This is a genomic window from Maricaulis maris, from assembly GCF_036322705.1.
Classification (GTDB): domain Bacteria; phylum Pseudomonadota; class Alphaproteobacteria; order Caulobacterales; family Maricaulaceae; genus Maricaulis; species Maricaulis maris_B.
In genome coordinates this window covers 2,473,267-2,499,167 of record NZ_AP027270.1, presented here as the reverse complement: position 1 = coordinate 2,499,167, position 25,901 = coordinate 2,473,267, and the positions used below count along the sequence as shown (strand labels likewise).

Annotated in this window: 26 protein-coding genes; 12 read left to right on the top strand and 14 right to left on the bottom strand. The window is 64.5% G+C overall.

The genetic code is table 11. The features are described from left to right. Positions 1 to 89 precede the first annotated feature (89 nt). Positions 90 to 836: a glycosyltransferase family 2 protein gene (locus AAA969_RS11880; protein ID WP_338246272.1), complete on the top strand. Its 747-nt coding sequence runs from the start codon at positions 90 to 92 to the stop codon at positions 834 to 836. Positions 837 to 986: 150 nt separating this feature from the next. Further along, positions 987 to 1,382 carry a hypothetical protein gene (locus AAA969_RS11875; RefSeq protein WP_338246271.1) on the top strand — a complete coding sequence of 132 codons (396 nt, stop codon included), beginning with the start codon at positions 987 to 989 and terminating at the stop codon, positions 1,380 to 1,382. 79 nt (positions 1,383 to 1,461) lie between these two features. On the opposite strand, the gene AAA969_RS11870 is transcribed toward AAA969_RS11875, so the two are convergent. Next, a complete protein-coding gene (locus AAA969_RS11870; RefSeq protein WP_338246270.1) occupies positions 1,462 to 1,791 on the bottom strand; it encodes a hypothetical protein in 330 nt (109 codons plus the stop codon). A 203-nt stretch (positions 1,792 to 1,994) separates the two neighbouring features. Next, positions 1,995 to 2,588 (bottom strand): polyhydroxyalkanoate synthesis repressor PhaR, encoded by a 594-nt coding sequence (phaR, locus tag AAA969_RS11865; RefSeq protein WP_338246269.1) that lies wholly within the window; start codon positions 2,586 to 2,588, stop codon positions 1,995 to 1,997. Between the two features lie 168 nt (positions 2,589 to 2,756). Between phaR and phbB the strand changes: the two genes are divergently transcribed. Together phbB and AAA969_RS11855 are read left to right on the top strand one after the other, a co-directional pair. Next, positions 2,757 to 3,482 (top strand): acetoacetyl-CoA reductase, encoded by a 726-nt coding sequence (gene phbB / locus AAA969_RS11860; RefSeq protein ID WP_338246268.1) that lies wholly within the window; start codon positions 2,757 to 2,759, stop codon positions 3,480 to 3,482. 57 nt (positions 3,483 to 3,539) lie between these two features. Continuing rightward, positions 3,540 to 4,274, top strand: coding sequence for a DUF4908 domain-containing protein (locus AAA969_RS11855; protein WP_338246267.1), 735 nt, complete (start codon positions 3,540 to 3,542; stop codon positions 4,272 to 4,274). On the opposite strand, the gene AAA969_RS11850 is transcribed toward AAA969_RS11855, so the two are convergent. Together AAA969_RS11850 and gloB are read right to left on the bottom strand one after the other, a co-directional pair. After that, the gene (locus AAA969_RS11850) at positions 4,275 to 4,676 is read right to left on the bottom strand and encodes a cupin domain-containing protein (protein WP_425325055.1); all 402 of its coding nucleotides are present in this window, start codon (positions 4,674 to 4,676) and stop codon (positions 4,275 to 4,277) included. A gap of 32 nt (positions 4,677 to 4,708) precedes the next feature. Continuing rightward, positions 4,709 to 5,479, bottom strand: a complete 771-nt coding sequence (gloB, locus tag AAA969_RS11845; RefSeq protein WP_338246265.1) for a hydroxyacylglutathione hydrolase — start codon at positions 5,477 to 5,479, stop codon at positions 4,709 to 4,711. Between the two features lie 97 nt (positions 5,480 to 5,576). On the opposite strand from gloB, the gene AAA969_RS11840 reads away from it, so the two are divergent. Further along, positions 5,577 to 6,335, top strand: a complete 759-nt coding sequence (locus AAA969_RS11840) for a class I SAM-dependent methyltransferase (protein WP_338246264.1) — start codon at positions 5,577 to 5,579, stop codon at positions 6,333 to 6,335. A gap of 9 nt (positions 6,336 to 6,344) precedes the next feature. After that, on the top strand, positions 6,345 to 7,433 hold the full coding sequence (hisC, locus tag AAA969_RS11835; protein ID WP_338246263.1) for a histidinol-phosphate transaminase: 1,089 nt from the start codon (positions 6,345 to 6,347) through the stop codon (positions 7,431 to 7,433). Positions 7,434 to 7,446: 13 nt separating this feature from the next. Here hisC and AAA969_RS11830 read toward each other — a convergent pair whose 3' ends face one another. From AAA969_RS11830 to ftsE, 5 genes are all read right to left on the bottom strand, one after another. Beyond that, a complete protein-coding gene (locus AAA969_RS11830) occupies positions 7,447 to 8,457 on the bottom strand; it encodes a DUF2125 domain-containing protein (RefSeq protein ID WP_338246262.1) in 1,011 nt (336 codons plus the stop codon). A gap of 2 nt (positions 8,458 to 8,459) precedes the next feature. Further along, complete coding sequence (locus AAA969_RS11825) at positions 8,460 to 9,194, bottom strand: lysophospholipid acyltransferase family protein (protein ID WP_338246261.1); 735 nt, start codon at positions 9,192 to 9,194, stop codon at positions 8,460 to 8,462. Further along, the gene (locus AAA969_RS11820) at positions 9,194 to 9,781 is read right to left on the bottom strand and encodes a YdcF family protein (protein ID WP_338246260.1); all 588 of its coding nucleotides are present in this window, start codon (positions 9,779 to 9,781) and stop codon (positions 9,194 to 9,196) included. Before AAA969_RS11820 ends, AAA969_RS11825 begins: the two co-directional genes overlap by 1 nt. A gap of 96 nt (positions 9,782 to 9,877) precedes the next feature. Then, entirely contained in the window at positions 9,878 to 10,783 is a 906-nt protein-coding gene (locus AAA969_RS11815; RefSeq protein ID WP_338246259.1) for a cell division protein FtsX, read from the bottom strand. Beyond that, positions 10,776 to 11,621: a cell division ATP-binding protein FtsE gene (gene ftsE, locus AAA969_RS11810; protein WP_338246258.1), complete on the bottom strand. Its 846-nt coding sequence runs from the start codon at positions 11,619 to 11,621 to the stop codon at positions 10,776 to 10,778. Before ftsE ends, AAA969_RS11815 begins: the two co-directional genes overlap by 8 nt. 82 nt (positions 11,622 to 11,703) lie before the next feature. On the opposite strand from ftsE, the gene AAA969_RS11805 reads away from it, so the two are divergent. After that, positions 11,704 to 12,657 (top strand): MJ0042-type zinc finger domain-containing protein, encoded by a 954-nt coding sequence (locus tag AAA969_RS11805; protein WP_338246257.1) that lies wholly within the window; start codon positions 11,704 to 11,706, stop codon positions 12,655 to 12,657. A gap of 123 nt (positions 12,658 to 12,780) precedes the next feature. Here the strand turns inward: AAA969_RS11805 and AAA969_RS11800 are convergent, their stop codons facing one another. The 3 genes from AAA969_RS11800 to argH form a co-directional block, all read right to left on the bottom strand. Further along, positions 12,781 to 15,330 carry a DUF4175 domain-containing protein gene (locus AAA969_RS11800; RefSeq protein WP_338246256.1) on the bottom strand — a complete coding sequence of 850 codons (2,550 nt, stop codon included), beginning with the start codon at positions 15,328 to 15,330 and terminating at the stop codon, positions 12,781 to 12,783. 81 nt (positions 15,331 to 15,411) lie between these two features. Next, entirely contained in the window at positions 15,412 to 15,549 is a 138-nt protein-coding gene (lptM, locus tag AAA969_RS11795) for an LPS translocon maturation chaperone LptM (protein WP_338246255.1), read from the bottom strand. Between the two features lie 11 nt (positions 15,550 to 15,560). Continuing rightward, positions 15,561 to 16,979, bottom strand: a complete 1,419-nt coding sequence (gene argH / locus AAA969_RS11790) for an argininosuccinate lyase (RefSeq protein WP_338246254.1) — start codon at positions 16,977 to 16,979, stop codon at positions 15,561 to 15,563. Positions 16,980 to 17,006: 27 nt separating this feature from the next. On the opposite strand from argH, the gene AAA969_RS11785 reads away from it, so the two are divergent. After that, positions 17,007 to 17,594 carry a TlpA family protein disulfide reductase gene (locus AAA969_RS11785; protein WP_338246253.1) on the top strand — a complete coding sequence of 196 codons (588 nt, stop codon included), beginning with the start codon at positions 17,007 to 17,009 and terminating at the stop codon, positions 17,592 to 17,594. 255 nt (positions 17,595 to 17,849) lie between these two features. Here AAA969_RS11785 and AAA969_RS11780 read toward each other — a convergent pair whose 3' ends face one another. Then, complete coding sequence (locus tag AAA969_RS11780) at positions 17,850 to 20,657, bottom strand: TonB-dependent receptor (protein ID WP_338246252.1); 2,808 nt, start codon at positions 20,655 to 20,657, stop codon at positions 17,850 to 17,852. Positions 20,658 to 20,896: 239 nt separating this feature from the next. Between AAA969_RS11780 and AAA969_RS11775 the strand changes: the two genes are divergently transcribed. The 4 genes from AAA969_RS11775 to AAA969_RS11760 all read left to right on the top strand — a co-directional run bounded on the left by AAA969_RS11775 (position 20,897) and on the right by AAA969_RS11760 (position 24,900). After that, positions 20,897 to 21,934, top strand: a complete 1,038-nt coding sequence (locus AAA969_RS11775; RefSeq protein ID WP_338246251.1) for a phytase — start codon at positions 20,897 to 20,899, stop codon at positions 21,932 to 21,934. Positions 21,935 to 21,943: 9 nt separating this feature from the next. Further along, positions 21,944 to 22,252: a hypothetical protein gene (locus AAA969_RS11770; protein WP_338246250.1), complete on the top strand. Its 309-nt coding sequence runs from the start codon at positions 21,944 to 21,946 to the stop codon at positions 22,250 to 22,252. Between the two features lie 34 nt (positions 22,253 to 22,286). Continuing rightward, positions 22,287 to 23,399, top strand: coding sequence for a helix-turn-helix domain-containing protein (locus AAA969_RS11765; RefSeq protein ID WP_338246249.1), 1,113 nt, complete (start codon positions 22,287 to 22,289; stop codon positions 23,397 to 23,399). A gap of 88 nt (positions 23,400 to 23,487) precedes the next feature. Further along, the gene (locus AAA969_RS11760) at positions 23,488 to 24,900 is read left to right on the top strand and encodes an amidohydrolase family protein (RefSeq protein ID WP_338246248.1); all 1,413 of its coding nucleotides are present in this window, start codon (positions 23,488 to 23,490) and stop codon (positions 24,898 to 24,900) included. Positions 24,901 to 24,969: 69 nt separating this feature from the next. Here AAA969_RS11760 and AAA969_RS11755 read toward each other — a convergent pair whose 3' ends face one another. Next, positions 24,970 to 25,899, bottom strand: coding sequence for an electron transfer flavoprotein subunit alpha/FixB family protein (locus AAA969_RS11755; protein WP_338246247.1), 930 nt, complete (start codon positions 25,897 to 25,899; stop codon positions 24,970 to 24,972). Between the last annotated feature and the right edge of the window lie 2 nt (positions 25,900 to 25,901).

Sequence of the window (25,901 nt, the reverse complement as noted above, 5' to 3'; positions counted from 1 at the left end):
TGGAAGCGAGGCCTGAGAAATCCCTCGCGTCTTCATTGAAACCCGGTATGTAACGGGTATCCCATAATCGCAAGCTCAAGCAGACACCTATGAGCCAATCCACCGACACGCCTCCCGATATCTCCGTTGTCGTCCCTGCCTATAACGAGGCGGGGAATGTCGTCCCGCTGGCGCGCGAGATCGCAGTCGCCCTCGATGGACGCCGTTTCGAAATCCTGTACGTGGATGATTGTTCGCGTGACGCAACCCGGCAGGAACTTATCGATGCCAAGGCCGAGCTGCCGATGCTGCGGGTCATTGCCCATCGCCACAATGCCGGCCAGTCGCGCTCGGTCCGGACCGGTGTCATGCACGCGCGCGGGGCGATCGTCTGCACGCTCGACGGCGACGGCCAGAACCCGCCGGAAAACCTGCCCACCGTGATCGATGCCCTGACCCGCGCCGACGCGCCCGCGGATCTCGCCCTGGTGGGCGGCGACCGGTCGGCCAATCGGCAGGATACCGCCTGGAAGAAATTCGCCTCACGTTTCGGCAACGGGATCCGCAAGGCCATGCTGAACGATAACTGCAATGACACCGGGTGTGGCCTCAAGGCCTTCAGGCGTCAGGCCTATCTCGAGCTTCCCTTCTTCGACCACCAGCACCGCTTCCTGCCGGCACTGATGATCCGCGAGGGCTATCGCTGCGAATTTCGGCCGGTCACGCATCGTCACCGCACGATCGGGAGTTCGAAATACACGAATTTTGGCCGTCTTTTCGCCTCACTGACAGACATTATGGGTGTGATGTGGTTAAATTCACGCGCCCGCAATTCACGCGGGAGCGATGAAGTCTGATTTATGGTTTGAATGAAGCGAGTCTTTCGACCGCTTCACAACCGGGGAGAGTGACGTATGGCCGGTGGCGGGGATAACGGCGTATTGTTAGGGATGACGGCGGCCAATCAGGCCCGGAGATCGGGTGGCCGCGGCAATGGGGGAGGTTCCATGTTCAACGTATTTCCACTTCTTATCATTCCGGTGATCATCTACGCCATCGTGGCCTACACGACCGGCGCCGACATGAGCGCACAGGTCTTCTCGGTGCCGATGGTGTCCGGCAGCCTGCCGCTGTCCAAGGGCGACCTCCTGGTCATCCTGGGCATGATCATGCTCTTCATGGAGCTCATCAAGGCCGCCGGATCCGGCACCGCGACAATCATCAATCATGGTCTGTCGATGGTGATCTTCGTGATCGCCATGGCGCTCTTCCTGCTGGTCGGTCATTTTGCGACCTCGACCTTCTTCCTGCTCACGCTGATGACGCTGATGGATACCGTTGCCGGTTTCGTCGTCACCATCGTGGCAGCCCGTCGCGACCTCGCGGTCGGCGGCGACGGCTAGAGAAGAACGAAGAGAAGGCCGGCGCCCAGGCTCACATCGAGCCAGAATCCGAGGCGCCGGGCCTTGGCAACAGCGATTGTCATGCGCGCCGCTCCCACATCGGGGGCGGCGTCTTCTTTTCGCTGGCCTGGGCATAGGTGCGGCGGAACCGCTCGATCTCGCTCGGCTCGGCCTTGAGGCCGCGACGCGGGGCGTCGCCGATGATCTGGACCATGACTTCCGCCGTGGCAGGGCGTGCCCGTACAAAGGAGCGGGCGCCATCGCGCTCGTTCGATTGCGGGGTCGGGACAGTGACGAGGGCCCGCTCCTGCCGCGGCGGACGATCCTGCGAACCGCGCGCACGGCCGGCCGGCTCAATACGCCGGCTGGTCGGGGTCGGGACAGAATATGCGCTGCGGATCGTGGTCATGCCTCATCCATCGCAAGCGGGATGCCAACTCTTAATGAGACGTTAACCCCGATTCTGGGTGCAAATGCGGCATTTTGGACAGCGGGCAAAGCAAAACCGGCCCGCGAGGCGGACCGGTTGGCTCATTTCGGTACGATTTTGTTAACCTTACCAACGCGTTGGGTCGGGGCTTGCCCCGTTATCAAGGGTCGGTCAGCGGTCGATCACTTCTTGTCCAGCAACTGGTCCATTTTCTCGCGCAGGCTGTCGAGTTCCTCGCGGAGTGCCGACAGGTCCTCCGGCTTGCCCTCCGGTTCCGGTGCCGCTCCGGACTCGGCCTCCGGTGTTGCGCCGGCCTGGAAGGGCGTGAACATGCGCATGGTCTGACCGAACAGCTCCATGTTGCGACGGGTCTGCTCTTCCAGCATGGCCATGGTCGCCTGCGGCGAGCTCATGGCTTCTGACATCTTGTCACGGAACTCGCCCTGCTGCTGTGAGAAGGAGTTCATCGACATCTGCAGATAGCCGGGCACGACGCTCTGCAGGCTGTCGCCATAAAAGCCGATCAGCTGGCGCAGGAAATCGACGGGCAGGAGATTGGCGCCACGTGATTCTTCCTCAAAGATGATCTGCGCCAAGACGCCGCGGGTCAGGTCTTCGCCGCTCTTGGCGTCAACGACCTGGAAGTCGGTGCCCTTTTTGACCAGGTCACGCAGGTAATCCAGCGTCACATACTGGCTGGTCGAGGTGTCGTAGAGGCGTCGGTTCGCGTACTTCTTGATCACGATACCGTCGGCCTTGCCCTTGGATTTGGTCACCACATACTCCCCTGTGCGCGCCAGAAAATACGATCGAGGTTGTTTTTCGCTCGACTTGGGCGCGTTGCAATTCCATGTAAGGGTTTACGCGCTCTAGGCGGTCTGCTGCAAGCGCGAACGCTGTCGGCGTCAAAGTCGAAGCGAAACCCAAGGGTCCGGGGGGATGACATGACACGTACGGCATTGGTCACAGGTGGAACGCGCGGTATCGGTGCCGCAATCAGCATCGCGCTCAAATCGGCGGGCCACACGGTCGTTGCCAATTATGCCGGGAATGATGAGAAGGCGCGGGCCTTCGCGGATGAGACCGGCATCAAGGTCGTGAAATTTGACGTCGGAGACTTCGACTCCAGCGCAGCCGGTGTCGCCGAGGCAGAGACCCTGGCTGGTGCGCCGATCGATATCCTGGTCAATAATGCCGGCATCACCCGCGACACCATGTTCCACAAGATGAGCAAGGCGCAGTGGGATGAGGTGATGAATGTCGACCTCAGCTCGATGTTCAACGTGACCCGCCCGCTGATCGACGGTTTGCGCGAGCGTGGCTGGGGCCGGATCATCAATATCTCGTCCATCAATGGCCAGAAGGGCCAGATGGGTCAGGTCAATTACTCGGCCGCCAAGGCCGGCGTGATCGGCTTCACCAAGGCGCTTGCCCAGGAAACAGCCCGCAAGGGGATCACCGTCAATTGCATCACGCCAGGCTACATCAATACCGAGATGGTCGCTGCGGTGCCGGAGAAAGTGCTCGAGAGCATCATTGCAGGCATTCCCGTCGGACGACTGGGCGAGGCGGGTGAGATCGGAGCGCTCTGCGTCTATCTGGCCAGCGAGGAGGCCGGCTTTGTGACCGGCTCGACCCTGACCATCAATGGCGGCCAGTATCTCGCCTGAGATGATTTCACAGTCTGCCCCAAATTTGCCGTGTTGGTCGGCAAGATGCGTGACGGGATGACCCGTTGGATCTTGGCCATACTGATCGCCGCACTCGCTGCAGGCGCTGCACTCGGGATGCAAAATCCCTTGCGTGACCGTCTGTTGCGCAATGAACGTGTGCAGCAGGTCTCCGGCTGGTTCCAGCGTGCCGATACCGGCGAGTTCTTCCTGTTCGATCGCTCCGGCGATGCGGCATTGCTGCGGGAACGGGACGCGCCGGACAGTGAGGTTCTGGTATTGTATCCGGACCGCGCACCCGGCGGCGGAACCGCTTTCATCACCGATACCGGCCGCGAGGTCATTCGCCTGACCGGGCTTGGTGGCGCGACCTATTTCCCCAGCTCGGCACCGGACGGTGTCATCGCGGACTTCGCCAGCCCGGCCGGTTCACTGGCCCCGGCGCCGCGCTCGCCGGAAGAGGTGCGCCAGCGCGCCGAATTGCTGGCGGGCGAGATGGCGGCGGCGCTGGACCGCTCGATCTCGGTGGAATACGCCCCTGCGCCGCGTGCCGGTCTTGGCGTGCAGTACGATACCCTCCACATCATCGCCATCGCGTTTGACGGAGTGCGCGCCGAGCGTCGTCGTCTGCGCGGGGTCCAGGATGTGCGGATCGAACTCGGTGACGCCCCGGCTGCCTACCGCCAGGACGCGGCGCTGGTCGTGGTGATCGCGCCGGAGCTCGGCTATGCCGGGCGGCCGTCATCGGCCTTTATCAGCGAGGCTCTGCTCAGCGATCCCGGGGCGACCTGATCAGTCCGCATCGGGCGTACATCCCGGCGGCGCCAGCTCAAATCCTGCAAACTGAAACCCCGGTGCCACCGTACAGCCGACCAGCGTCCATGCGCCGGTCGAGCGGGCACTCTGCCAGACGCCTTCTGGAACGATGCCCTGCGGGCGTTCGCCCTGGTCCAGGTTTGCTCCAAGCCGGAGGTATTCGACGGAGCGGCTGTCGTGGCTGAGGCCGAGCTCCAGCGGTGCGCCGGCATGCCAGTGCCAGATCTCCACCGCATCGACCCGGTGCCAGTGCGACCGTTCGCCCTCGGCCAGCAGATAATAGATCGCCGTCGAACGGTCGCGCCCGCCCGCCGGGTCGGGGTCGCGCAGGGTTTCGGCATACCAGCCGCCCTCGGGATGTGGCTGCAGTCCCAGCATTTCAATGATGCGGCGAGCGTCGTCAGGCAGGGTCAAAACACATCCTTGCGATGGCGGATCTCGGCGAAGACCGCTTCATCCGAGGCTTGCGCCAGGTCGAGCCGGGACCGGATCGCCTGGTCCATCGGGCGCAGGAAGGGATTGCTCGACAGCTCGGCCCCGATCGTGGTCGGGACTGTCGCCTCACCCCGGGCACGCTCGGCTTCGACCATTGCCGCATAGGCCTGCAGCTCGCGATTGTCCGGATCCACGCTCAGCGCGAAGCGGGCATTGGCGGCGGTGTATTCATGGGCGCAATAGACCTTGGTCTCCTCAGGCAGGGCGGCCAGCCGCGACAGGGAGTGCCACATCTGCTCCGGCGTGCCTTCAAACAGGCGGCCGCAGCCGAGGGCGAACAGCGTGTCGCCAACAAAGGCCACCTTGTCTGCGGCGAAGTGATAGCAGATATGGCCCAGCGTGTGCCCGGGCGTGAAGACGACGTCAGCCTTGTGCGAACCAAGGCTCACGACATCGCCATCACCAACCGGAACGGTGATGCCGGGAATGCGATGTGTGTCATAGCGGGGACCGATGATCTTCGCGCCGGTTGCCGCCTGGATCGCTTCATTGCCGCCGGCATGGTCGAAATGGTGATGCGTGTTCCAGATCTGGGTGATGCGCCAGCCGGCAGCCTCGGCCTCTGCGAGAATGACGTCCGCGTCCGGTGTATCAATCGTCGCGGTCTCGCCGCTATCCGGATCGTGCACCAGAAAGCCGTAATTGTCAGAGAGGCAGGGAAATTGCCGGATGAGGAGTTCGCTCATTGTCCAAATGTCCGCTTGCGTTACGCTGGGGCCGGTTGTTCGTGTATCGGCCATCGGGGCCGGTCCTGGAACTTAGCATCGTGCAGGAGTGTGGCCAGTGCGCCGTGACGTCCTCGAACTCGATCGCTTCTATCGCACCCGCCAAGGACGGGCCGCGCATCACATGATTGCGCGACGTCTGCAGCCGATCTGGCCCGATGTGCGTGGTCTTGATGTGCTCGGCATCGGCTTTGCCAATCCTTATCTGGACGTCTGGCAGGGCAGCGCCCGCCGCTGCGTATCCCTGATGCCGGCGGCGCAGGGGGCCATCGTCCCCGGGCCTGACGGGGTGCCGACCGCGCTTGGCGACGAGATGCATCTGCCGTTTCAGGAGGCGCTGTTTGACCGGGTCCTGCTGGTCCACGCGCTGGAGGAGACCGAATCCCTGCCGGCGCTGCTGCGCGAGGTCTGGCGGGTGATGGCACCGGAAGGCCGGCTGATGATCGTGTCGCCCTCGCGCGCCGGGATCTGGGCGCTGGTCGATTCAACCCCGTTCGGTCACGGCCGTCCGTTTTCACGCGGGCAGCTCGCCCGCCTGCTGGACGACGCGCTGTTGGTCCCGACGGCCTGGTCCCGTGCGCTTTATGCGCCCCCCTGGGGCTGGAGCACGCATCGGCGCATCGCCAATCTGTGGGAGGAGGTCGGCGAGTATGCCTGGCCGGCCCTCGGCGGGTTGATCATGGTCGAGGCCGTGAAGCACAACGCTGCCGTAACGCCGGGGCTACGTACTGCGCGCGTCAGCAGGCGGGCACTTGAAGGGCAGCGCCGGCCCGCGCTATCTCCCGGTCGGGTGTCCTCCCGGACGCCACGGGATTGAGGAGTTACCATGGGTATCGAACCACGCGCCGGCATTCTTGACATCCGCCCCTACAAGCCGGGCTCGTCCGAAGCCCCGGGCATCGCCAATCCGGTCAAGCTGTCCTCGAACGAGAACGCGCTGGGCTGTTCGCCCAAGGCCGTCGACGCGATGACGGCCATCGCACCGAAACTCCACCTCTATCCCGATGGCGGGGCGACCAAGCTGCGCGAGGCGATCGCCGAGGCCGAGGGGCTGGAAGCCGAAAATATCGTCTGCGGCACGGGTTCGGACGAACTGCTCCAGCTCCTGGGGCGCGCCTATCTCAATCCGGGTGACAAGGTCGTGCAGTCGCAATACGGTTTCCTCGTCTACCGTCTAGTGGCGATGCAGTGCGGCGCGCATTTCGTCTCCGCGCCGGAACGGGATTACCGCACCGACGTCGATGCCATTCTGGAAACCGCCGGCGACGACACCAAGATCGTCTTCCTCGCCAACCCGAATAATCCGACCGGCACCTATATCTCCGACGCTGAAGTCCGCCGCCTGCGCGAGGGGCTGCCGAGCTCGACGCTTCTGGTGCTGGATTCGGCCTATGCCGAATTCGTCAGCAATGCGGACTACAGCGCCGGGATCGAACTGGCGCGCGAGCGTGACGATGTCATCGTTACCCGGACCTTCTCGAAGATCCACGGCATGGCCGCGCTGCGGCTCGGCTGGGCCTATGGCAACAAGTCGATCATCGACGTGCTGCACCGCGTGCGCGGGCCGTTCAACGTCAACATGGCGGCGATCGAGGCCGGTACGGCCGCCATCCGGGATCGTGACTTCATGAAGCGGTCGGCTGACCACAATGAGGAATGGGTCGCCTTCCTGCGCCAGCAGATCGGCGGTCTGGGCCTTGAAGTCACGCCGAGCGTCTGCAATTTCGTGCTGATCCATTTCCCGGAGACGGCGGGCAAGACGGCTGCTGATGCCGATGCCTACCTGTCATCCAAGGGGCTGATCATCCGCGCTGTCGACGCCTACGGCCTGCCCAATGCGCTGCGCGCCACCGTCGGCACCGAGGACGAGAACCGACGTCTTGTCGCGGCCCTGTCGGATTTCATGAAAGCCTAGCTGCGCACACGGCTCAGTCGTTCAGGCCGCCGAGGCGGGCCGGTCCGAGATAGACGCCGCCGTCGCGGATCCGGAAGGGCAGGGACACGCCCTCGGGGCCGCGCGGTGCCATCATCGCAGCAACCCGCAGGGCTTCCCGGTTCTGCTCCGGGATCATGCCGGCCGCGACAAGCGCCTCGGCCAGCGTGTCCGGATCCGTCACCCGCAGGGACAGGCGTCCATCGGGCCGGGCCATCTGGTCGACGGTGAACTCACCGACGGCGGTCAGGTCTGCCGGTCCCCATTGCAGGCCGGCAGCCGTGATGTCGAGTTGTCCGCCGGCATCGCGCCAGGCCATTGCATCAGCATCACGCGCCAGCGCGGCCCACTCGGTGACCGTGAAGTCCATCCGGGCGAGGGCCAGCGTGTCGCCAAAGGCGCGCGCGACATCGGGCTCGAGCGCACCGGGCGCTGTCACGATCGTCTCGGCCATCACGCGAACCCGCAGTGAATTGCTCTCCTCGACAATGCCGTTGAGATAGAGTGCGCCGATCGAAGCCACGTCGGGTGGATCGCCGGCGCGCGTGACAACCGTGAAGTCCATCAGTTCCGCGCCGACCCGCTCGGTCTCGCCCTCATCGCCGTAGACCAGGCTGATGCGGGCATCGCTGGCGGTCAGTTCAAGGCGGCTGCCCGGCCCTCTCAAGTCGTCGAGGAAAGCCGGGCCGCCAAAGCGGATGATCCAGTGCGACAGGTCATAGGGAACGGCATGGGCCTGCAGGCTGGCCAGCTCCGCATGCCAGCCGCCATCGCTCTGCGGTGCCGTGATATGCGGTGCGCGGAAGGTGATCTGGAACCGGTAGGGATAGCCGGACACCGTCAGGGCTTCCCGCTCAATCACATAGCCCGCGGCTTCCTGGTCGGTGACCCAGGCTTCGACGGCGGCACGGATCTGCGTGCTCGCATAGAGCCAGTAGGCGGAATACAGCGCCAGCACGAAGACAATGGCGCCAAACGGCAGAATGAAACGCAGGCGACCGGCCATGATCAGGTCTCTTTCGGGGCGGCGGCAGGGTCGGCCGCGAGAAGCGCGTCGGTTGCCAGATTTATCCGGGCATGCAGTTCACGCATGAAGCTGGGCTTGTCGAGCCCCGGTTCGATCGGATCGAGGAACTCGACCACAATCAGCCCCGGTTTGCGCAGGCCGCAATAGGTTTCCAGATGGACGCCGGAATTCAGCGCGACCGGGATGCAGGGCTTGTTCATCGACTTGTAGAGGCCGGCAATGCCGGGTTTGAGCTCAGGGGACTCGCCGGGCATGACGCGGGTACCCTCCGGGAAAATCAGGACCTGTCGGTCCTCCCGGCCGCGCTGGGCGGCATCGCGCAGCATGCCCTTGAGGGCCTTGCCGCCGCCGTCGCGGTCTATCGAGATATTGCCGAGCTTGACCGCGAACCAGCCAAAGAACGGCATGTAGATCAGCGATTTTTTCAGGATGATCGCGGGGTCGGGCAGGATCTCCCAGAACGCCAGCGTCTCCCACATGCTCATATGCTTGGAGGCCACCAGCGCCCCCCCGCTCGTCAGGTGTTCACGGCCGCGCACCTCGAATGTGACGCCGAGAATCCAGCGCATGCCGAACCAGACCACCTTGAGATAGACCCGCAGGATCTTGCGGGCCCAGGACCGCGGCCCCAGCAACAAGGGTGTTCCGATCAGGCCGAAAACGACCATGAATCCGTACATCCAGATGTAGAAAATTATCGATCGCAGTGTGCGCATCAGGCGTCGTCCGTCGGCTGGATCAGCGAATGGCGCAACTGCACCGTGGTATATTTGGCATATTCCTGAAGCCACAGACGCAGTGCGCCAACGTCTTGCCAGGGTGCCGGTGTGCGAACCGGATAGGGGATGAGGTCAACGCCAGGCATGTTGCTGCGGAACTCCAGAAGGCTGCGAGGCAGATGATAGTCTGAGGTGACGATGATCAAGCGGTCATAGCCGTTGGCGCGCACATAGGCAGCCGCCTCGCGCGCATTGCCGACGGTGTCCGTGGCTTCGCGGCCAAGGGTCACGCAGCAGTCAAACGCGGCGTCATCCAGCCCTGTATGGCGACGGACATCAGCGGTCGTGGCGGACGGATTGACGCCGGAAATCATCAGGTGGGTCGCCCGGCCGTCCTGCAACAACTGACCACCTGCGGCCAGCCGGCCGGCATCCCCGGTCAGGACGATGATCGCGTCGACCGACAGGTCCGCAGAGGGTTCGGCATAGCTCGCGACCTTGGTGGCGTAGGCGGCAAAGTCGACGACCGTCGAGAGCACGATCACAAAGCACAGGCCACGGAGCCAGAACCAGCCCTGGTTCATGCGGTCCTCCCACCACGTCGGAACAGGTTCCGAGCAGTTATCCGATTGTTGCTGGTCATCAAGCCTGACCTTCGAAACAGGCCGATTTATGGTCGGTCACCAGCGCCCCCTCAGATCGGAGGCCACCGCGAGACGGGCAGAAATGGCCGCTGTCAGACCGGCGAGAATGGGGGCCGCCGCAAGCAGCACGAACTCAAAGGGGTCCGCCGCCCATTGGGGCAGGAAGAACGCCATGTCGGCCGGGGCGTCGCCCAGGCTGACCAGGATGGAGATCAGGCCGGCGAAGACGGCGCCCGCCACCCCGGCCTTCAGACCGAGCATGAAAAAGCGGCGCTGGAAGAGACCCGCGATGAAGCGGTCTTCGGCACCGCACAGATGGAGGGCGTCGATGACGTCGATCCGGGCCGCGAGACTGGCGCGGGCGGCGAAGGCGATAACCGCCGCCGCCGCTCCGGCCAGCAGGGCAAGAAGCCCCAGGCCGAGCGCCTGGGCCGTGCCGGCAGCGCGGCGGACGGCATTGGCCCAGCGTCCATGATCATCAATTCGCGCCGCCATGCCCTCCGCATCGAACTGTGCCTGTAAAGCGACCGTGTCGATCACACTGCCCGAGCGGGTGCGGACATCGACCAGTAGCGGAAGTGGCAGATCGTCGGGCAGATTGCCTTCGCCGAGCCAGGGGGTGAGCAGGGCGAGCGCATAGTCGCGTCCTCGCGCGGTGGCTTGCTCCACGCCGGGCATGGCTTGCGTGAGCTCGGCAGCCCGGGCGGCATCGGCGCCGGCGTCGCGACCGGCCACGGGGCGGATCTGGATGGTCATGGATGTCTCCAGGTCGGTCGTCCAGCGCTGGGCCTGCAGCCAGGCACCGCGCGCGCCGAGGGCGGCGATACAGGCGAGGAAGACCAGGATCGCCGCAACGATGAACAGCGGACGGTCGCGTCCGGCATCCGGCGGCAGGAGGCGTCCATTGCCACCCGCGGGCGGTTTGGGCAGGCCGTCAGTCATCGCCGCCTCCGCTGTCGCTGTCGCCGGGCTCTGCGACGGGGTGACGGGTTGTGTCATCACCGTCGCGCGTCTCGTTGCTGCGCGGCGCGGCCGCGGCCGGGGCTGCGGCAACACGGTCGGCCTCCGCTTCCGCTTCTTCACGCATCCGCAGGCGCTCACTGCGGGGCGGACGGATATGGAGATGTCCGTTCGAGAGCGTCATCACCGGCGCATCCAGCATGCGGACCAGTTGCAGGTCGTGGGTCGCTATGATGATGGTGGTGCCCAGCTTGTTGAGCTCGGCGAACAGGCGCAGCAGACGCATGCCCATTTCCGGGTCGACATTGCCGGTCGGTTCGTCCGCGATCAGCACTTCGGGCTGCCCGACCACAGCGCGGGCGATCGCGACGCGCTGTTGCTCGCCGCCGGACAGGGTCGCCGGCAGGGCATTCATCTTGTCGCCCAGGCCGACCCAGGCCAGCAGTTCGGCCACATCCTCGGCATAGTCCTGCCGCTTGCGCCCGGCGACGCGCAGGGGCAGGGCGACATTGTCGAAGACATTCATGTGGCCAAGCAGGCGGAACTCCTGGAACACGACGCCGACGCGGCGACGCAGATCCGGCAATTCATTGCGCGGCAGGGTCGCGGCGTCGCGGCCGAAATAGCTGATCAGCCCGCGCGACGGCTTGGCGGCGAGATAGATCAGTCGCAGCAGCGAGGTTTTGCCGGCTCCGGACGGTCCGGTGAGGAATTGGAAAGAACCGCGTGGTAAATCAAAAGACAAATCGCTCAGGACTTCCGGTCCCCGGCCATACCGCATACCGACATTGTCGAAGCGGATAACCGGCTCCGGGTCCATGTGCGGCGACTGGGATGAACTCGAAACGATGGAAATTCTCCATGGAACCGGGTGAGCCGAAGAAGATGTGTAGACGACTCATATGAGCATAGTACTCAGCTGTCCGTCATGTACCACGCGTTACCGTGCCAATCCCAATGCGATTGGCACGAATGGTCGACGCGTGCGCTGCGCATCCTGCGGTCATGTCTGGACCGCAGAGGTCGAGGATCCCAGCGATCTGCCAAGCCTGCAACCGGCTCCGCCGGTCAAGCCGGACGCTCCGACCGAGGAGCCGGGCGGTGACAAGAAGGTCCATACCGCCTTCCGCGAGCGCCAGGAAAAGAAACGCCGGACCCTGTCCGCCGCCGCTGCCGGCGGTGCCTGGGGCGGACTGCTGGCGGCTTGTACCGTTCTCTTTGTCTGCGCGTGGATCTTCCGCGTTGATATTGTCACCCTGTGGCCGCGGGCCTCCTCGGCCTATGCAGCGATCGGAACCTCGGTGAATCCATGGGGCTTTGACGTCGGTGAGCTCGAGGTCAGCCGCGAGGTCGACCACGGCGTGCCGCTGCTGGTTGTCGAAGGCGATGTCCATAATTTTGACCGCCGCGCCCGGGCGATCCCCGGACTTCGCGCGATCCTCCGCGATGAGCGTGGCGAAGCCGTCCTCGAATGGACGATCTCGATGCCGGCCGGCCGGATCGGCGCCGGGCGTCGGCAGGACTTCCGCACGGTCGTCTCCGATCCGCCACCCGAGGCCGTCGAAGTTGAAGTGGTGCTGATGGATTTGCCGGCACACGGCAATGTGCCCGCTGGCGCGCACGACGAGACGCCGGATCACGCGCCGCAAGGCGATACCCATGCCGCTCCCGGCGCGCACATGCCCGAGGCGGTCGCCACAGATCACACCACGCTCGCTGACCATGCCTCACCCGCGGAACACGGAGGTGAAGCATCCGGTTTGCATGCAGCGCCATCGCCTGCCGCCGTCCAGGAGCACCATGCTCCGGCGGACCAGCACGCGGCCGCCGAACCGGCCAGCGCCGGCCACCACTGACCCGGCAACGCAGGAGCCGCCGGCGCGCCTTGCGACTGAAAGCAAAAAGGGCGGCCCGATCAATCGGCCACCCTTTGTCTGTCTGGCTCGGTCGGGTGTGCAAGCATAGCACGCCCGCGGTGATCAGAACCGCTCCAGCAAGCGCTCGATATAGTCGAGCTCCTCCTGCGGACGCCCGGCCTCGGCGGCGCGACGACGCAATTCCTCGAGAATGTCGCGCGCCCGGGCCCGGCTCATCTCGTCGGGGACCTCGACGCCAGCGCCATCAGCAAAGGCGCCTTCCGCGGGGCGACCGAGCGGGTCACGATTGTCCTCGCCCTCGCCCATCTGGCTGCCGTTTTCCTGCATGCGCTCCAGCAGTTCGCGTGCGAGTTGTTCGGCGCCCGACCGGAGTTCGGCGAGGGCGTCTTCCTGAGCCGCGAGTGCCCCGGCTGTGTCGCCCTCGCGCAGCGCGTTCTCGGCCTGCTGCATGGCTTCACCGGCACCGCCCATGGCGTCTTCGCCCTGTCCGGGCAGGGCGTCGGCTGATTCCGAGAAGCGCTGGGCGAGCTGGCCCTGGGCATCGGCCAGGGCTTGGGCGCTTTGTCCGCCGCCGCTCTGGTTTTCGGCGAGGCTTTGCGGACCCTCGCCCGATTGCCCCTGTTGCTGCTGACCGGATGAGTTTCCGGATTGTGGCTGGCTGGCGCCGCCCTGCTGCTCGGAGAGACCAAAGGTCTGGTCCTGCAGATCGCGTTGCTCGCCGATGACTTCGCCGAGCTCCTCCAGGGCGCGGGCGATGGCTTCGGAGATCGGGTCGTCCTGCTGACCCTCGCCCTGACCCTGGCCCAGTTGCATCTGCATGTTGCGCAGCATCTCCGACAGGGCCGCGAGCGCCTGGCGCGCATCGGCGGTATTGCCGAGCTCTGCGGCGTCACGCAGGGCGTCGAGCATTTCCTGCAGGCCTTCCGAATTCATGCTCGGTCCCTGGCCGCCTTCCGCGAAATTGCCGTCTTCGGCGGCTTCGCGGGCCATCGCTGCCATATAGTTCTGCATGGCCTCCTGATAGGCCTCGAACAGGGCAGCGAGTTCGGTTTCATCAGCGCCGCGGGCAAGCGCTTCCATCAGTGCACGCTCGGCGGCGCGCAGGGCGGTCTCGGCATCGGCCAGCGAGCCGAGCTCGGCCCGTAGCGCGATGTGCCAGAGATCGCCTTCCAGATCCCCCAACGCCTCCTGGTCGCGTTGCCGGCGCAGCCGGTGCAGGGTTTCACGCAGGCCGAGATAGACAATCGGGTCCTCGAAGAAATACTCGGGCGCGTCGGAAATGGCGGCAAGGCCACGGGCAACCTGGATCAGCCCCTCCGGCGCGCGCTCGATACGGCGGGCCGGGTTCTCGGTGAAATAGGCCGGACCGGACGGCACGTCCTCGGCGTAAAGGGGTTCGGGTTCTTCCAGCGGTGCGTAGGCGGCATCGGCGGCCATCACATTGCGGCGCTGCTCGGCCACAGCGCGCGCCAGGGCGTCCAGGAAGACCCGTGCCGGAAGGGTGATGCCCAGCTCCGGCGAGCGACCTGTATTTCCAGCGGCGTCGGTCGCGACCATGCGGATGTCGACGCGTGAGCCTGCCAGCGGGTGGCGTGCGGTCTCCAGCAGGGTCGCCATGGCATCGTCTTCGCCGCCAGGGGTCACGGCGGACGTCTCGATATCGAGGGTCTGCCAAGCCTCGTCGCTGTCCTCGGGGCGCAGTTCGAGGGCATAGCCGGTCGCGCCATAATCATCAGTTACGGTGAAATCGATATCGAGTTCACCGGCTGCGGTAGAGCCCGGCACGGCGGTCAGGCGTACGCGCGGCGGTGTGTCGGGCGTTACGGTGAAGGACCAGGTCTCGCGGGTTCCGGGCGCGGACAGTCGGACCGTGGCGTCGGCGTCTACCGCCTGGCGGATTTCCCAGACGCTGTCGCCGATCTCGGTACCCGCCGTGCGTTGGCGCCCGTCATTGTCTCGCAGGGTGAGGTTCGGCTGCCGCCGAGACCCGGCAATCCGGGCCACGAAGGTCGAGCCGGCTGGCACAACGGCGTCCCGACTGTCGGTCGCGAGAAATATCGGCGCTCGCCCGGTATAGGTCGGCGGATCAATCCAGGCATCAATGGAGAGGGTCTCGCCACCCGCGATAATGGGGGTCAGGGAGAAAGCTTCGCCGACACGGTCGCGTGCCGCCGGCCCGGCGACCAGCCAGCTGATGATCAGGCCGAGGCCGAGCATGCCGCGGACTGCAAACCCGTCATGGCGGGCCCAGGCCGCGTGTGGTCGACGCGCCCGTGCGGCTTTCAGCCGGGCCGCCATACGTGTCTGGTGTTCGGCCCAGACCCGCTGGGCGACGGGATCGCTGTCGCTGGGCCTGTCAGTGAGAGCCTCGTGCGGGCGGGCGGTGATCCCGGAATCATCCTCGATTCGCCGGGCGACATCATCGGCGCTCGGCCAGATGAAACCGCGAACGCCAGGCCGCGTCATCCAGACTGCGAGGGCGAATGTGACAGCCGCATACATCGCCCGCCATGGGTCGCCGATCATGTCCCAGCTGCCGAGCAGGGTCAGGATCAGGAAGCTGACAAGCCAGGCAAGACCGGGCCAGATGACCGGAACCGACCGCTCCCAGACGAGCGCAATCCAGGCAAGGAAAAGAGACGTGCGACGCATGACGGAAAACCTAGCACGGCGGTCCGGAATAACGAGGGGGCGCTGCATTACACTTTAGTGAGCAGTCCGCGCTCGGAAACCCTAGGTACCGGCGTCCTCTTCGGCGGGCGGCGGATCGCCCCAGAGTGGGTCTGGACGTTCCAGATTGCCCCGCAGGCCGCAGGCGGCGAGGGCGAGAGCGCTGAGCGCGACGAGGGTGAAAGTGGCCAGACGTTTCATCGCAAATACTCTCAGCAACCCAGGCGGTCCTTCCAGACCGCCACCTGTTCACGGACCCGCACCGGCGATGTGCCGCCGAAACTGGTCCGGCTCATCATCGACGCCCGGGCACTCAACACGGAAAAGACGCCGTCGTCGATAGCCGGCTCGACGCTTTGCATGTCGGCCAGCGGCAGCGCGGCGAGCGGAAGACCCTTGGCTTCAGCAAGTTTGACGATCGAGCCGGAGATATGGTGGGCATCGCGGAATGGCTTGCCCAGTTCGCGGACGACATAATCGGCCAGGTCCGTCGCGTCGGAATAGGCCTCACCGGCGGCCGCTTCGAGCGCCTCCGGAAAGAAGGTCAGGTCGGCGGCCATGCCAGCCATCGACAGGAGCGCGAGCTCGAGGTCATCAATGGCCTGGAAGACCGGCGCCTTGTCCTCCTGCAAGTCCTTGGAATAGGCGAGGGGCAATCCCTTTACCACGACCAGCAATCCGGTCAGCGACCCGATGATGCGCCCGGGCTTGGCCCGGACCAGCTCGGCCGCGTCGGGATTGCGTTTCTGTGGCATGATCGAGGAGCCGGTCGACCAGGCATCCGAGAGGGTCGCAAAGCCGAAGCGGCGCGTGCACCAGAGCACGATCTCCTCGGCGAAGCGCGACAGGTTCACGGCGCAGATCGAGGCTGCCGAGAGAACTTCCAGTGCGAAGTCACGCGCCGCCACTCCGTCCAGCGAATTGGCCATCGGGCGATCAAACCCGAGCGCGGACGCGGTCATTTCGCGATCAATCGGGAAGGCGGTCCCGGCCAGCGCCGCGCAGCCCAGCGGACTCTCATTGAGGCGTTTGCGGGCATCGGCGAAGCGGCCACGGTCACGTTGGGCGACTTCGACATAGGACAGAAGATGATGGCCGAGCGAGACCGGCTGGGCGGTTTGCAGATGGGTGAAGCCCGGCATGACCTGGTCGGCATGCTGCTCGGCCTGTTTGACGAGAGCAGTCTGGTAGGCGGCCAGCATCGCATCAATCCGGTCACAGGCATCGCGCAGCCAGAGCCGGAAATCGGTCGCGACCTGGTCATTGCGTGAGCGCGCCGTGTGCAGCCGGCCAGCCGGTTCGCCGATGATGTCCTTGAGCCGCGCCTCGACATTCATGTGAACGTCCTCAAGCGCTTTCGACCACGGAAAGTTGCCGGCATGGATCTCGGAACGGACCTGCTCCAGCCCGCGCTGGATCGATGCAGCATCCTCGCTTGAAATCACACCCGTTGCGGCCAACATTTGGCTGTGGGCCAGGGAACCGTCAATATCCTGATCCGCCATGCGCTTGTCGACATCGATCGACGCGTTGATGGCTTCCATGACCGCGGAGGGCCCGGCCGAGAACCGGCCGCCCCACATGGCGCTGGAAGTTTTTGTCTGCGCGTCGTCTTTCGTGTCGTCAGCCATGTCGGAATGCCCGTTGAGGAGATTGAGATGAAAATGTCGCCGCTCAAGGCCGGACTGATTGCCATGCCCGTTATCGGTATCGTGGCTTTTCTATACGTGGTGTTTTCGGCCATGGACAAGGGAGAAACCGGCCCGCTGGACAGCTACGCAACTGGCGAAATGCGGGCCTTTGTGACGCTTGATGACGCGCCGGCGCAGCCCGACCTCGCCTATGTCGATGGCGAGGGCAATGAGGTTCTGCTCGCCGATTATCGCGGACAGGTCATCCTCGTGAACTACTGGGCCACCTGGTGCGGCCCTTGTGTCGAGGAAATGCCGGCGCTCTCCGATCTCCAGTCCGAGCTGGGCGGTGACCGCTTCCAGGTGGTCACGATCACCCTGGACCGCTCGATCGAGGATGCGCGCGATTTCCTCACCCGGATGGATCTGGACAACCTGCCGCTCATCCATGACGGCACCTTCTCCAGTCCCGGCCGGGTCCGCGCCATCGGCCTGCCCATGTCTATCCTGTATGACGGGCAGGGCCGCGAAATCGGTCGCGTACCGGCGCCCGCCGAATGGAATAGCGAAGACGCCTACAATCTTATCCGCGCGGCGATCCGGCGGGGCATCTAACTCCCCCCAAATTGACAAAAAAAGGGCCGCTCCGATCGCTCGGGGCGGCCCAGTTGCTTGCATCTCGGAGGGATAATCGAGTCGCAGCCCGGTCGGGGAGGATCGGGTCGGCGTCTTTCTATGGGCGGCTTGCGACGCCTCGATGACAAGGGCGCGATGCTTGTGTGTCGGTCACAGGCCGGTTGCTGTGGAGAAGAAAAAGGCGCCCCGGACCAAGGCCCGGGGCGCCCTTCATGTCAGGCTCAGATCGATGCCTCAGTAGGTGACGCGCACGCCGAACACGGCGGACCAGCCGTATTCCTCGAACTGCTCGACCCGATTGATCCCGTCCGGACGGGTGACCGCGCGGTAGGGTTCGTCGGTGACATTCTTGAGATCGCCGAAGATCTGCAGGGTATCGTTGAACTCGAACTTGGCCGAGAGATCGAGCTGGGTATGCTCAAGCACCCAGCGGTCCTCGTCCGCCCCGCCGCGGATCTCGTCGAGATACTCGGAGCGGGTCGAGACCACGGCGCGCAGGTCCCACGGGCCGTTGTCATAGCCCAGAACGGCATTCCAGACCGTGTCGGACTGACGCGGCAGCGGGATGACACGGCCATCGGCCAGGGTCGCTTCACTGTCGGTCGCCGTGAAGTTGAAGCCAGCGATGAAACCCTCGACCGGAAGGAAGTCGAGCGCCTGCTGGTAGTTGAACTCGATACCCGAGACATTGGCTTCCGGCAGGTTGATGTAGGAGCTGGCTTGGTCGAAGACGCGCCCGTTCAGCGTGATATCCGAGTACTCGACGCCACCGATGAAATTCTCCAGATCCTTGTAGAAATAGCCTAGGTACACGACCGCGTCATTGTTCGGATACCACTCGATCGAGGCGTCGAAATTGTCGGCTTCGAGACGCTGCAGGTCCGGATTGCCGAACTCGCCCTCGACCTCGTTGCTGTCATTCTGTTCGACCAGGATGCGCGGGGCGAACTGTCCGGGATTCGGACGCTGGATCGAGGCGAAGTAAGCGCCGCGGAGGATGATGTTCTCGGTCAGCTCGTAACGGGCCAGGATGGACGGGAGCACGTCGGTATAATCGTCCGACGCGCTGGTCGGCGTGACGAAAACAGTGTCTTCGGTCAGCGCGACACCGTTTACGATCGCATCTTCCGCGCCGAGGAAGGTTTCATAGCCACGGGCGGCCATATCGGTCTGTTCGACGCGGACACCCCCGACCAGGCGCAGCGGCCCGTTCTCGACCGAGCCCATCAGATAGCCCGCCACGACATCTTCCTCGACGCGGTAGGATGCGCCGAAGCTCCCGATATCGCTGTCGGTCCCGACCAGATCGAGCGCATTGCGGTTAGCGAAGAAGAAGTCACGGACAGAGCCGGGATTGGCCACCGGGCCGATCGGACCCTGGCCATACTCGACCGTGTGCGCCACGTCGGACAGAAGCAGGTTCGCATCGTCATAGACCTCGAGGTCCAGCGCGTACTTCTTGTCCCGTGTGCGAGCCCGGACACCATACTGGATGTAGCCAGGCAGGGTCCCGAAATCGATATCGTGACGGATATTCAGCGTCGCGGCGTATTCGCGGTCCTGGGACAGGCCGTTGGTCAGCTCGAATCCGTTGTTTTCGTAGTTCGCCGCATCGAAGACGCGATCCGTGGTGACCCCGCCGCCGAAGATCAATTGCGGGCTCAGCGGATTGCTCCCGTCGACCGCAAAACTTTCGCCATTCTCGAAGGTGTAGCGGAAATCCGTGTCGAGGCGGTTGGGCTCTTCTTCCTCCGCATGGACATAGGACAGCGACCAGTCGATTGACGTATTGCCGCGCAGCCATTCGCCGCCGAAATCTGTGGCGAAGAGCATCTGGGTTTCCAGACGATCCTTCACGTCGCGGTCGATATCCATGTCTGATGTGGTGAAGACGGCGAGATTGCCGGACGAGTTGACGTCGTCATAGTCGGCGTCCTCGAACTTGATCTCGACCCGCGACCGATATTCCTGGTCCGAGAAGTCCGAGCAGGTCGAGCGCGAGTAGAGGCTGAGATTATTGTTCACGCGGTAGTCGAAATTCAGGGCCGCGGTCGTGCGCTCGCGCGTGACCTGATAATTGCGCATTTCGACTTCGTTCGGGAAGGCAACGCTCTCGTCGATCTCCCAGCCGCCATCGACTTCAAAGCTTTCCGAGCCGAACCCACGTTGCTGGTAGGACAGGGAGCCTGCCACGCCGAGGCGTCCGTCCATGAAGTTGTTGGCGAAGTTGATCGAACCGCGATAGCCGAATTCCTGCTCCAGGTCGGAATAGAGCGAGGCGACACGGGCGCGCATGTAAAGGTCATCCACATCGAGGCCGGACATGGTCTCGATCTCGACATTTCCACCGACGCTGTCGCCATCCATGTTCGGCAGGAGCGACTTGTTGATCACGACGCTGGACAGCACGTCTGCGTCGATGACATCGAGGCCGACCTGACGGTCTTCGGCTTCCGGCGAGGTCAGGCGGACACCATTGATCGAGGTCGAGACCAGGTTGGGATCAAGACCGCGGATCGAGACGAAGCGGCCTTCGCCCTGGTCGTTGAGGACGTTGACACCCACCGCGCGGCGGGCCGCTTCGGCGACGTTCTCGTCCGGGAACTGGCCAATGGCGTCCGACGACAGAACGGCGATATTGCCGTCATTGGCGCGCTGGCGCGACAGGGCGGAGTTGAGCGCGCCGCGTTGGCCCATCACCAGGATATTGTCGACATAAGCGACATCGTCACCGAGCGTGATGGTCGGTGACACGGTCTCGGTCACGCTGGCCAGATTGACGCTGACTTCGCGGACGTCTGCGCCGACATAGCTGACACGCAGGGTGTACTCGCCGGCGGCAAGCCCCGTGACCCGGAATGTTCCATCGGCACCAACAGTTGTGGTCTGGCCGGTTTCCAGGATGCGGACGGTGGCGCCTTCAAGTGCGACCGACTGGGAGGCGTCCGTGACGCGGCCGGCGATCGTGCCGGCCTGGGCGGCTGTAGCGGCGGCGAGCGCGAGCACGGAGGCCGTGCCGAGCATGGCGATGGTCTTCTTCATGGGAGTCCCCCTCACATGGATTTGAGCGTTGCCTTGCCCGGCTGGGCAAAGTCGCCGCCTCTATGCGTGGGGAGTGGCGACATCCTGATGACGCTTCGATCTCACCTCCGTGTCGTTTTCGTGGACCCTCCGTGACGTCGCAAAATCCCGAAGCAATTGTCACGGAAATGTCGCCGGAACCCGGCTTAGCGCGGCCCGGGTCGCATGCTATCGGGCAGCCCACACTCGGGAGATGAGCCATGAAAAACGTGTTGGGATTTGTCGCGGGCGCCAGCGTCCTGGCCGCTTGCAGCCACGGCTTGCCGCCGGTTGCGATCGAGGCTGCGGTCGAAACCGCCAGCGTGGCGGGTACCGGCGATGCCGCCGATGATCCGGCCGTCTGGCTCGCTGCCAATCCGGCCGACAGTCTCATTTTCGGGACGGACAAGGATAATGGCATCTACGTCTACACGATGACCGGCGCCGAGCATGCCTATCTGCCCGAGGGACGACTCAACAATGTTGATGTGCGTTACGGGTTCGACGTCGGTGATCGGTTGGTCGACATCGCTGCGGCGTCGGATCGCTCCAATGGCGGCATGGCCTTCTTCTTCATCGAACCTGACACGCGCGCCGTCAGCTATGTCGGCGCGCTTCCCGTCGCTGGTGTGGTCGAGCCCTACGGCTTCTGCCTCTACCGCTCGCCCGTCGACGACGCCCTCTACGCTTTCCTGTCCGACAAGGAGCCGGGCACTTTCGTCCAGTATGCGCTGGACTGGGATGGCGTGATGGTCACGGCAGATGAGGTCCGCCGCGTCACGCTGGGGACGATCTCGGAAGGCTGCGTCGCGGATGATCGCACCGGCCGCCTTTATATGAATGAGGAGAATGTCGGCGTCTGGACCATGGGGGCCGAGCCGGGGGATCCGATTGAACCCCGTCAGATTGCCGCCACGGATGGTCGCGAGATCACGGCCGATGCCGAAGGCGCCGCGCTGCTGCCGCGTGGCGAGAGCGGTGGCTGGCTGGTTGTTTCCAGCCAGGGCGACAACACCTATGCCGTCTATGACCTGGAGACCGACGCCTTCGTTACCCGCCTGCAGATCGTCGATGCGGCAATCGATGGCGTCACCCATACCGACGGGATCGATATCTCTGCCGCCGATCTCGGCCCGGCCTTCCCGGACGGTGCGCTGGTGGTGCAGGACGATGAGAACGACACCGGTGGCCAGAACTTCAAGTTCGTTGACCTGCGCGCGGTGATCGCGGCGATTGAGACAGCCGCCGCCACCGACTAGACAGGCCGCATGGCACTTCTTGTCCCTGTTGCTCTTGCGGCAATCCTGCTGGTTCTGGCCCTGCACTACCGGTCCCGCGACGGCGGCCTGAAGGCATGCCTGCTGCGGGTCGAGCAATTGCTGGCTGGCGCGCTCGAGTGCTGCGACCCGATCACGCTTCGCGAACAGGATCAGGACATCCTGCGCGAGGCACCGGAACATCTCTTCCGGCTGGTTGCCAGCGCCATGGCAGGCGGCGATCGCGAGGCGATCGCCAAAGCGCTTGCCGCGATCCGGGAGTATCGCGCGTTCCGGGGCTGGCCAGATGGTGCCGCGTGATTGTCTCCGGGTTCGCATCGTCTAAGTTCCGATCATGACCCTGTTTGCCGTCAATCTCCTGCAGTTCGCCCTGATCGCGGTCGCCGGCCTGGGTGTCGCGCTGACGGTAACCCGGCCGCGTCTGCGGGCCGTATCGGCTCTGCTGGCAATGTCTGCCGTCTGGATGGTGTTCAACTTCCTCGAGGAGACGTCGGGCTTTCGCGATGTATGGCTGGTGACGCCGGCCTTCCGCCTGGCCTATCCTCCGCTGGTCTATCTCGTGGTGCGCGGCGTGATGATTGCGGGCCCGGCCTTGCGCTGGCGGGACTGGCCGCACGCGCTGCCTTTCCTGGCGGCGCTGGCGCTAACGCCGCAGATCGGTCTTGTCGAGCACGCCGCACGGATCAGCCTGTTCGTCTATTCTGCCGCTGCCCTGCTGCTTGTCCGTCGCTTTCACCAGACGACCCGCGACATGCGGTCGGACGCCCGGACCATCCAGCTGAACTGGATGATCGCGATGATCATCGTCTACATCATCGACGGCGTTTTCGATATGGTGCGCATGGATGCGCTCTGGCTCCATCCGTACTGGCCCTGGCTGGGCAGCCCGTCCGCCTATGTCTTCCAGATCGCGGTGTCGCTGGTCTTTGTCAGCATCCTTGTGGTGCTTGCCGTGCGCCACGCCCGCCTGTTTGCCGGCCTTGAGGCCGGCGCGCTGGCCGGCCGGCCGGGAGGTCCGGCATCGAGGCAGGGCACTGATGAAGCGGTCGGGAAAACCGGAGCCCCGATCCGGGATTTTCAGCGCGTCGAGGCGGCTGTTCGCGATGACGCCCTGTATACGGAGCCACGCCTGACCCGGCTCGAAGTCGCGACGGCATCGGGTCTGTCGGAGCGTGCAGTTACCCGGGCCATAAAGGTGGCCACCGGTCGCAATTTCAACGATTACATCAATTCGCTCCGGATCGAGGATGTCTGCGCGATGATGCGCGATGACACCCGGTCCGGCGCTCGCAGGCGGGTCATCGACCTCGCCTTCACCGCGGGCTTCAGCTCGAAATCCGTCTTCAATGCCGTGTTCAAGCGCGAGACCGGGCAGACCCCGTCTGCCTTCACGGAGACGATTGGCGGTGAGGTTCAGGGTGCCAGATCCGGGCCTGGACCGCGCTGACAAATTCCGCACGTCCGGAATCCGGATATCGGGCGATCCGTCCGCCTGTCCGTGATCCTGTCGACCCGTCAAAACGCGGGAGACAGACATGCTTCGATTTTTCATCGCCCTCGGGCTGCTTCTTGTCTTGGGAACGGGAAGCCTCATCGTCCGCGCTCATCATCTGCCCGCGGCCATGCGCCCAGATGGCGGCGCGCCACAAAGCTATCTCATCGCCAATGCAACGCTGCTCGACCCGGCGGCCGACCGTCTTCAGCCCAACGGTCATGTCCTCGTTCTGGATGGCAGGATATCGCAGGTCGGTACCGGTGCCTTGCCTGAGGTGCCCGGCGAAATCGTACAGATTGATGCCGGTGGCCGTGTCCTGCTGCCAGGCCTGATCGATGTCCATGTCCACATCTTCGACGAGACCGATCTGGCAGCCGGTCTCTCGCGGGGCGTCACGACGGTCCGGAACATGGGCGGCATGCCCTTCCACCTGCCGCTCGCCCGGCGCATCGAGCGCGGCGAGATATTCGGCCCGCGCCTTTTGACGACCGGACCCATTCTCAATGAGACGGGCGGACGCAATGGCAATGCCCTGCATGAATTCGTCCAGGGTGAAGCCGAGGCGCGCGCTCGCGTGCGACGCCAGTATGCAGCCGGCTTTCGCCACCTCAAACTCTATTCGAACCTGTCGCGGGAAAGCTTCGCCGCGATCCGCGCGGAAGCCGCCGGTCTGGGCATGACAATGAGTGGACATCCGGTCGAGGGCACCGACAGGGACCCGGTGGACTTCGCGATCTCGCTTGAGGCCGGACTTCGCACCCTTGAGCACACCGAGTCGATCGTCTGGCACGCCCTGAATGACGAGATGGACCGGGACCGTGTCAGCCAGCTGGCTCGCCAGATCGCGGCCTCAGGCACGATGGTGGACCCGACCCTGATCGTTCACGAAAACCTCGCCCGGATCGTGGAGACGCGGGGCGCTCACATCACGCGGCCCGACATGGTCAGCTACAACCCGGTGATTGCCGGGTTCGAGCAGGAAAGTTTCGATTTCTGGACCCGTTATCCGCACGATGACCGGACCCGGATGCAGGCCTTTTACATAGCGGTGACCGGTGAGATGCACCGGGCCGGCGTCCAACTGACCGTGGGAACCGATTCAGGCGTCATGGCGACCCCGTTTGGCGTCTCGACCGTCCGTGAAATGGAACTTCTGGTCGATGCCGGGCTGACCTCGCTCGAGGCGATCCGCGCGGCCACGCTGAACGGTGCCGAAGCCTTGGGGATGAGCGGGCAGATCGGCTGCCTGGCGACGGGATGTGCGGCGGACTTGTTGCTGGTTGCCGATGATCCGACTGAGGATGTTGCCAGCCTGCATGATTTGGACGCTGTGATGCGGGACGGACGCTGGCTCGATGGCGAGGCGCTGGCGGCGCTCGGCGTAGCCGGACACCACCCCTCATCACTGCGGACCTGGTGGCGATTGCTTCGGCACAGCCTGGCAATCCGCTGACCGTCGCGGCACGAAAAAAGGCCCGGCTGATCAAGCCGGGCCTTTGTCCATTCAGCGATGTCGCCAGGCTCAGCCGAGGGCTGCGTCGAGCTCGGGCAGGGCGTTGAAGAGGTCAGCGACCAAGCCGTAATCGGCGACCTGGAAGATCGGGGCTTCCTCGTCCTTGTTGATGGCGACGATGACCTTAGAGTCTTTCATGCCGGCGAGGTGCTGGATGGCACCGGAAATGCCGACGGCGATGTAGAGCTCGGGGGCGACGACCTTGCCGGTCTGGCCGACCTGGTAGTCGTTCGGGACATAGCCGGCGTCGACGGCCGCGCGCGAGGCGCCAACCGCGGCGCCCAGCTTGTCGGCGATCGAGTCGAGCAGGTGGAAATTGTCACCCGACTGCATGCCGCGACCGCCGGAGATGACGATCTTGGCAGCGGTCAGTTCCGGGCGGTCCGACTTGGACAGCTCTTCGGACACGAATTCCGACTTGAACGGACCGGAGCCGGCAGCGATGTCCTCGATGCTGGCCGAGCCGCCATCGCCGGCCTTCTCGAAGGATGTCGGGCGAACCGTGATGACTTTCTTCGCGTCCGAGGACTTCACCGTCATCATCGCATTGCCGGCATAGACCGGGCGAATGAAGGTGTCGGCGGACTCAACCGAGGAAATCTCGGAGATTTGCATGACATCAAGCTTGGCAGCGACGCGCGGCATGAAATTCTTGCCGCCGGTGGTCGCGGCCGCGAGCAGTGCGTCATAATCGGCCATCAGCGGGGTGACGAGCGCGTCCATGGCTTCGGCCGTCGGCTTGGCGAGGACGTCGCTCTCCGCGTGCAGCACCTTGGCGACACCGTCGATCTTGGCAGCCGCATCGGCGACCGCCTGCGCGCCGGAGCCGGCGACGAGGACGTGGATGTCGCCGCCCAGGGCCTTGGCTGCGGTCACAACGGCGCGGGTGGCGTCGCTGAGGGTGGCATTGTCATGTTCGGCAATAACGAGAACAGCCATGA

Coding starts and splice junctions, on each gene's coding strand:
- AAA969_RS11880 (WP_338246272.1), top strand. CDS start 90: ATGAGCCAATCCACCGACACGCCTCCCGATATCTCCGTTGTCGTCCCT.
- AAA969_RS11875 (WP_338246271.1), top strand. CDS start 987: ATGTTCAACGTATTTCCACTTCTTATCATTCCGGTGATCATCTACGCC.
- AAA969_RS11870 (WP_338246270.1), bottom strand. CDS start 1,791: ATGACCACGATCCGCAGCGCATATTCTGTCCCGACCCCGACCAGCCGG.
- phbB (WP_338246268.1), top strand. CDS start 2,757: ATGACACGTACGGCATTGGTCACAGGTGGAACGCGCGGTATCGGTGCC.
- AAA969_RS11855 (WP_338246267.1), top strand. CDS start 3,540: ATGACCCGTTGGATCTTGGCCATACTGATCGCCGCACTCGCTGCAGGC.
- AAA969_RS11850 (WP_425325055.1), bottom strand. CDS start 4,676: ATGCTGGGACTGCAGCCACATCCCGAGGGCGGCTGGTATGCCGAAACC.
- gloB (WP_338246265.1), bottom strand. CDS start 5,479: ATGAGCGAACTCCTCATCCGGCAATTTCCCTGCCTCTCTGACAATTAC.
- hisC (WP_338246263.1), top strand. CDS start 6,345: ATGGGTATCGAACCACGCGCCGGCATTCTTGACATCCGCCCCTACAAG.
- AAA969_RS11830 (WP_338246262.1), bottom strand. CDS start 8,457: ATGGCCGGTCGCCTGCGTTTCATTCTGCCGTTTGGCGCCATTGTCTTC.
- AAA969_RS11825 (WP_338246261.1), bottom strand. CDS start 9,194: ATGCGCACACTGCGATCGATAATTTTCTACATCTGGATGTACGGATTC.
- AAA969_RS11820 (WP_338246260.1), bottom strand. CDS start 9,781: ATGAACCAGGGCTGGTTCTGGCTCCGTGGCCTGTGCTTTGTGATCGTG.
- AAA969_RS11815 (WP_338246259.1), bottom strand. CDS start 10,783: ATGACTGACGGCCTGCCCAAACCGCCCGCGGGTGGCAATGGACGCCTC.
- ftsE (WP_338246258.1), bottom strand. CDS start 11,621: ATGGACCCGGAGCCGGTTATCCGCTTCGACAATGTCGGTATGCGGTAT.
- AAA969_RS11805 (WP_338246257.1), top strand. CDS start 11,704: ATGAGCATAGTACTCAGCTGTCCGTCATGTACCACGCGTTACCGTGCC.
- AAA969_RS11800 (WP_338246256.1), bottom strand. CDS start 15,330: ATGCGTCGCACGTCTCTTTTCCTTGCCTGGATTGCGCTCGTCTGGGAG.
- lptM (WP_338246255.1), bottom strand. CDS start 15,549: ATGAAACGTCTGGCCACTTTCACCCTCGTCGCGCTCAGCGCTCTCGCC.
- argH (WP_338246254.1), bottom strand. CDS start 16,979: ATGGCTGACGACACGAAAGACGACGCGCAGACAAAAACTTCCAGCGCC.
- AAA969_RS11785 (WP_338246253.1), top strand. CDS start 17,007: ATGAAAATGTCGCCGCTCAAGGCCGGACTGATTGCCATGCCCGTTATC.
- AAA969_RS11780 (WP_338246252.1), bottom strand. CDS start 20,657: ATGAAGAAGACCATCGCCATGCTCGGCACGGCCTCCGTGCTCGCGCTC.
- AAA969_RS11775 (WP_338246251.1), top strand. CDS start 20,897: ATGAAAAACGTGTTGGGATTTGTCGCGGGCGCCAGCGTCCTGGCCGCT.
- AAA969_RS11770 (WP_338246250.1), top strand. CDS start 21,944: ATGGCACTTCTTGTCCCTGTTGCTCTTGCGGCAATCCTGCTGGTTCTG.
- AAA969_RS11765 (WP_338246249.1), top strand. CDS start 22,287: ATGACCCTGTTTGCCGTCAATCTCCTGCAGTTCGCCCTGATCGCGGTC.
- AAA969_RS11760 (WP_338246248.1), top strand. CDS start 23,488: ATGCTTCGATTTTTCATCGCCCTCGGGCTGCTTCTTGTCTTGGGAACG.
- AAA969_RS11755 (WP_338246247.1), bottom strand. CDS start 25,899: ATGGCTGTTCTCGTTATTGCCGAACATGACAATGCCACCCTCAGCGAC.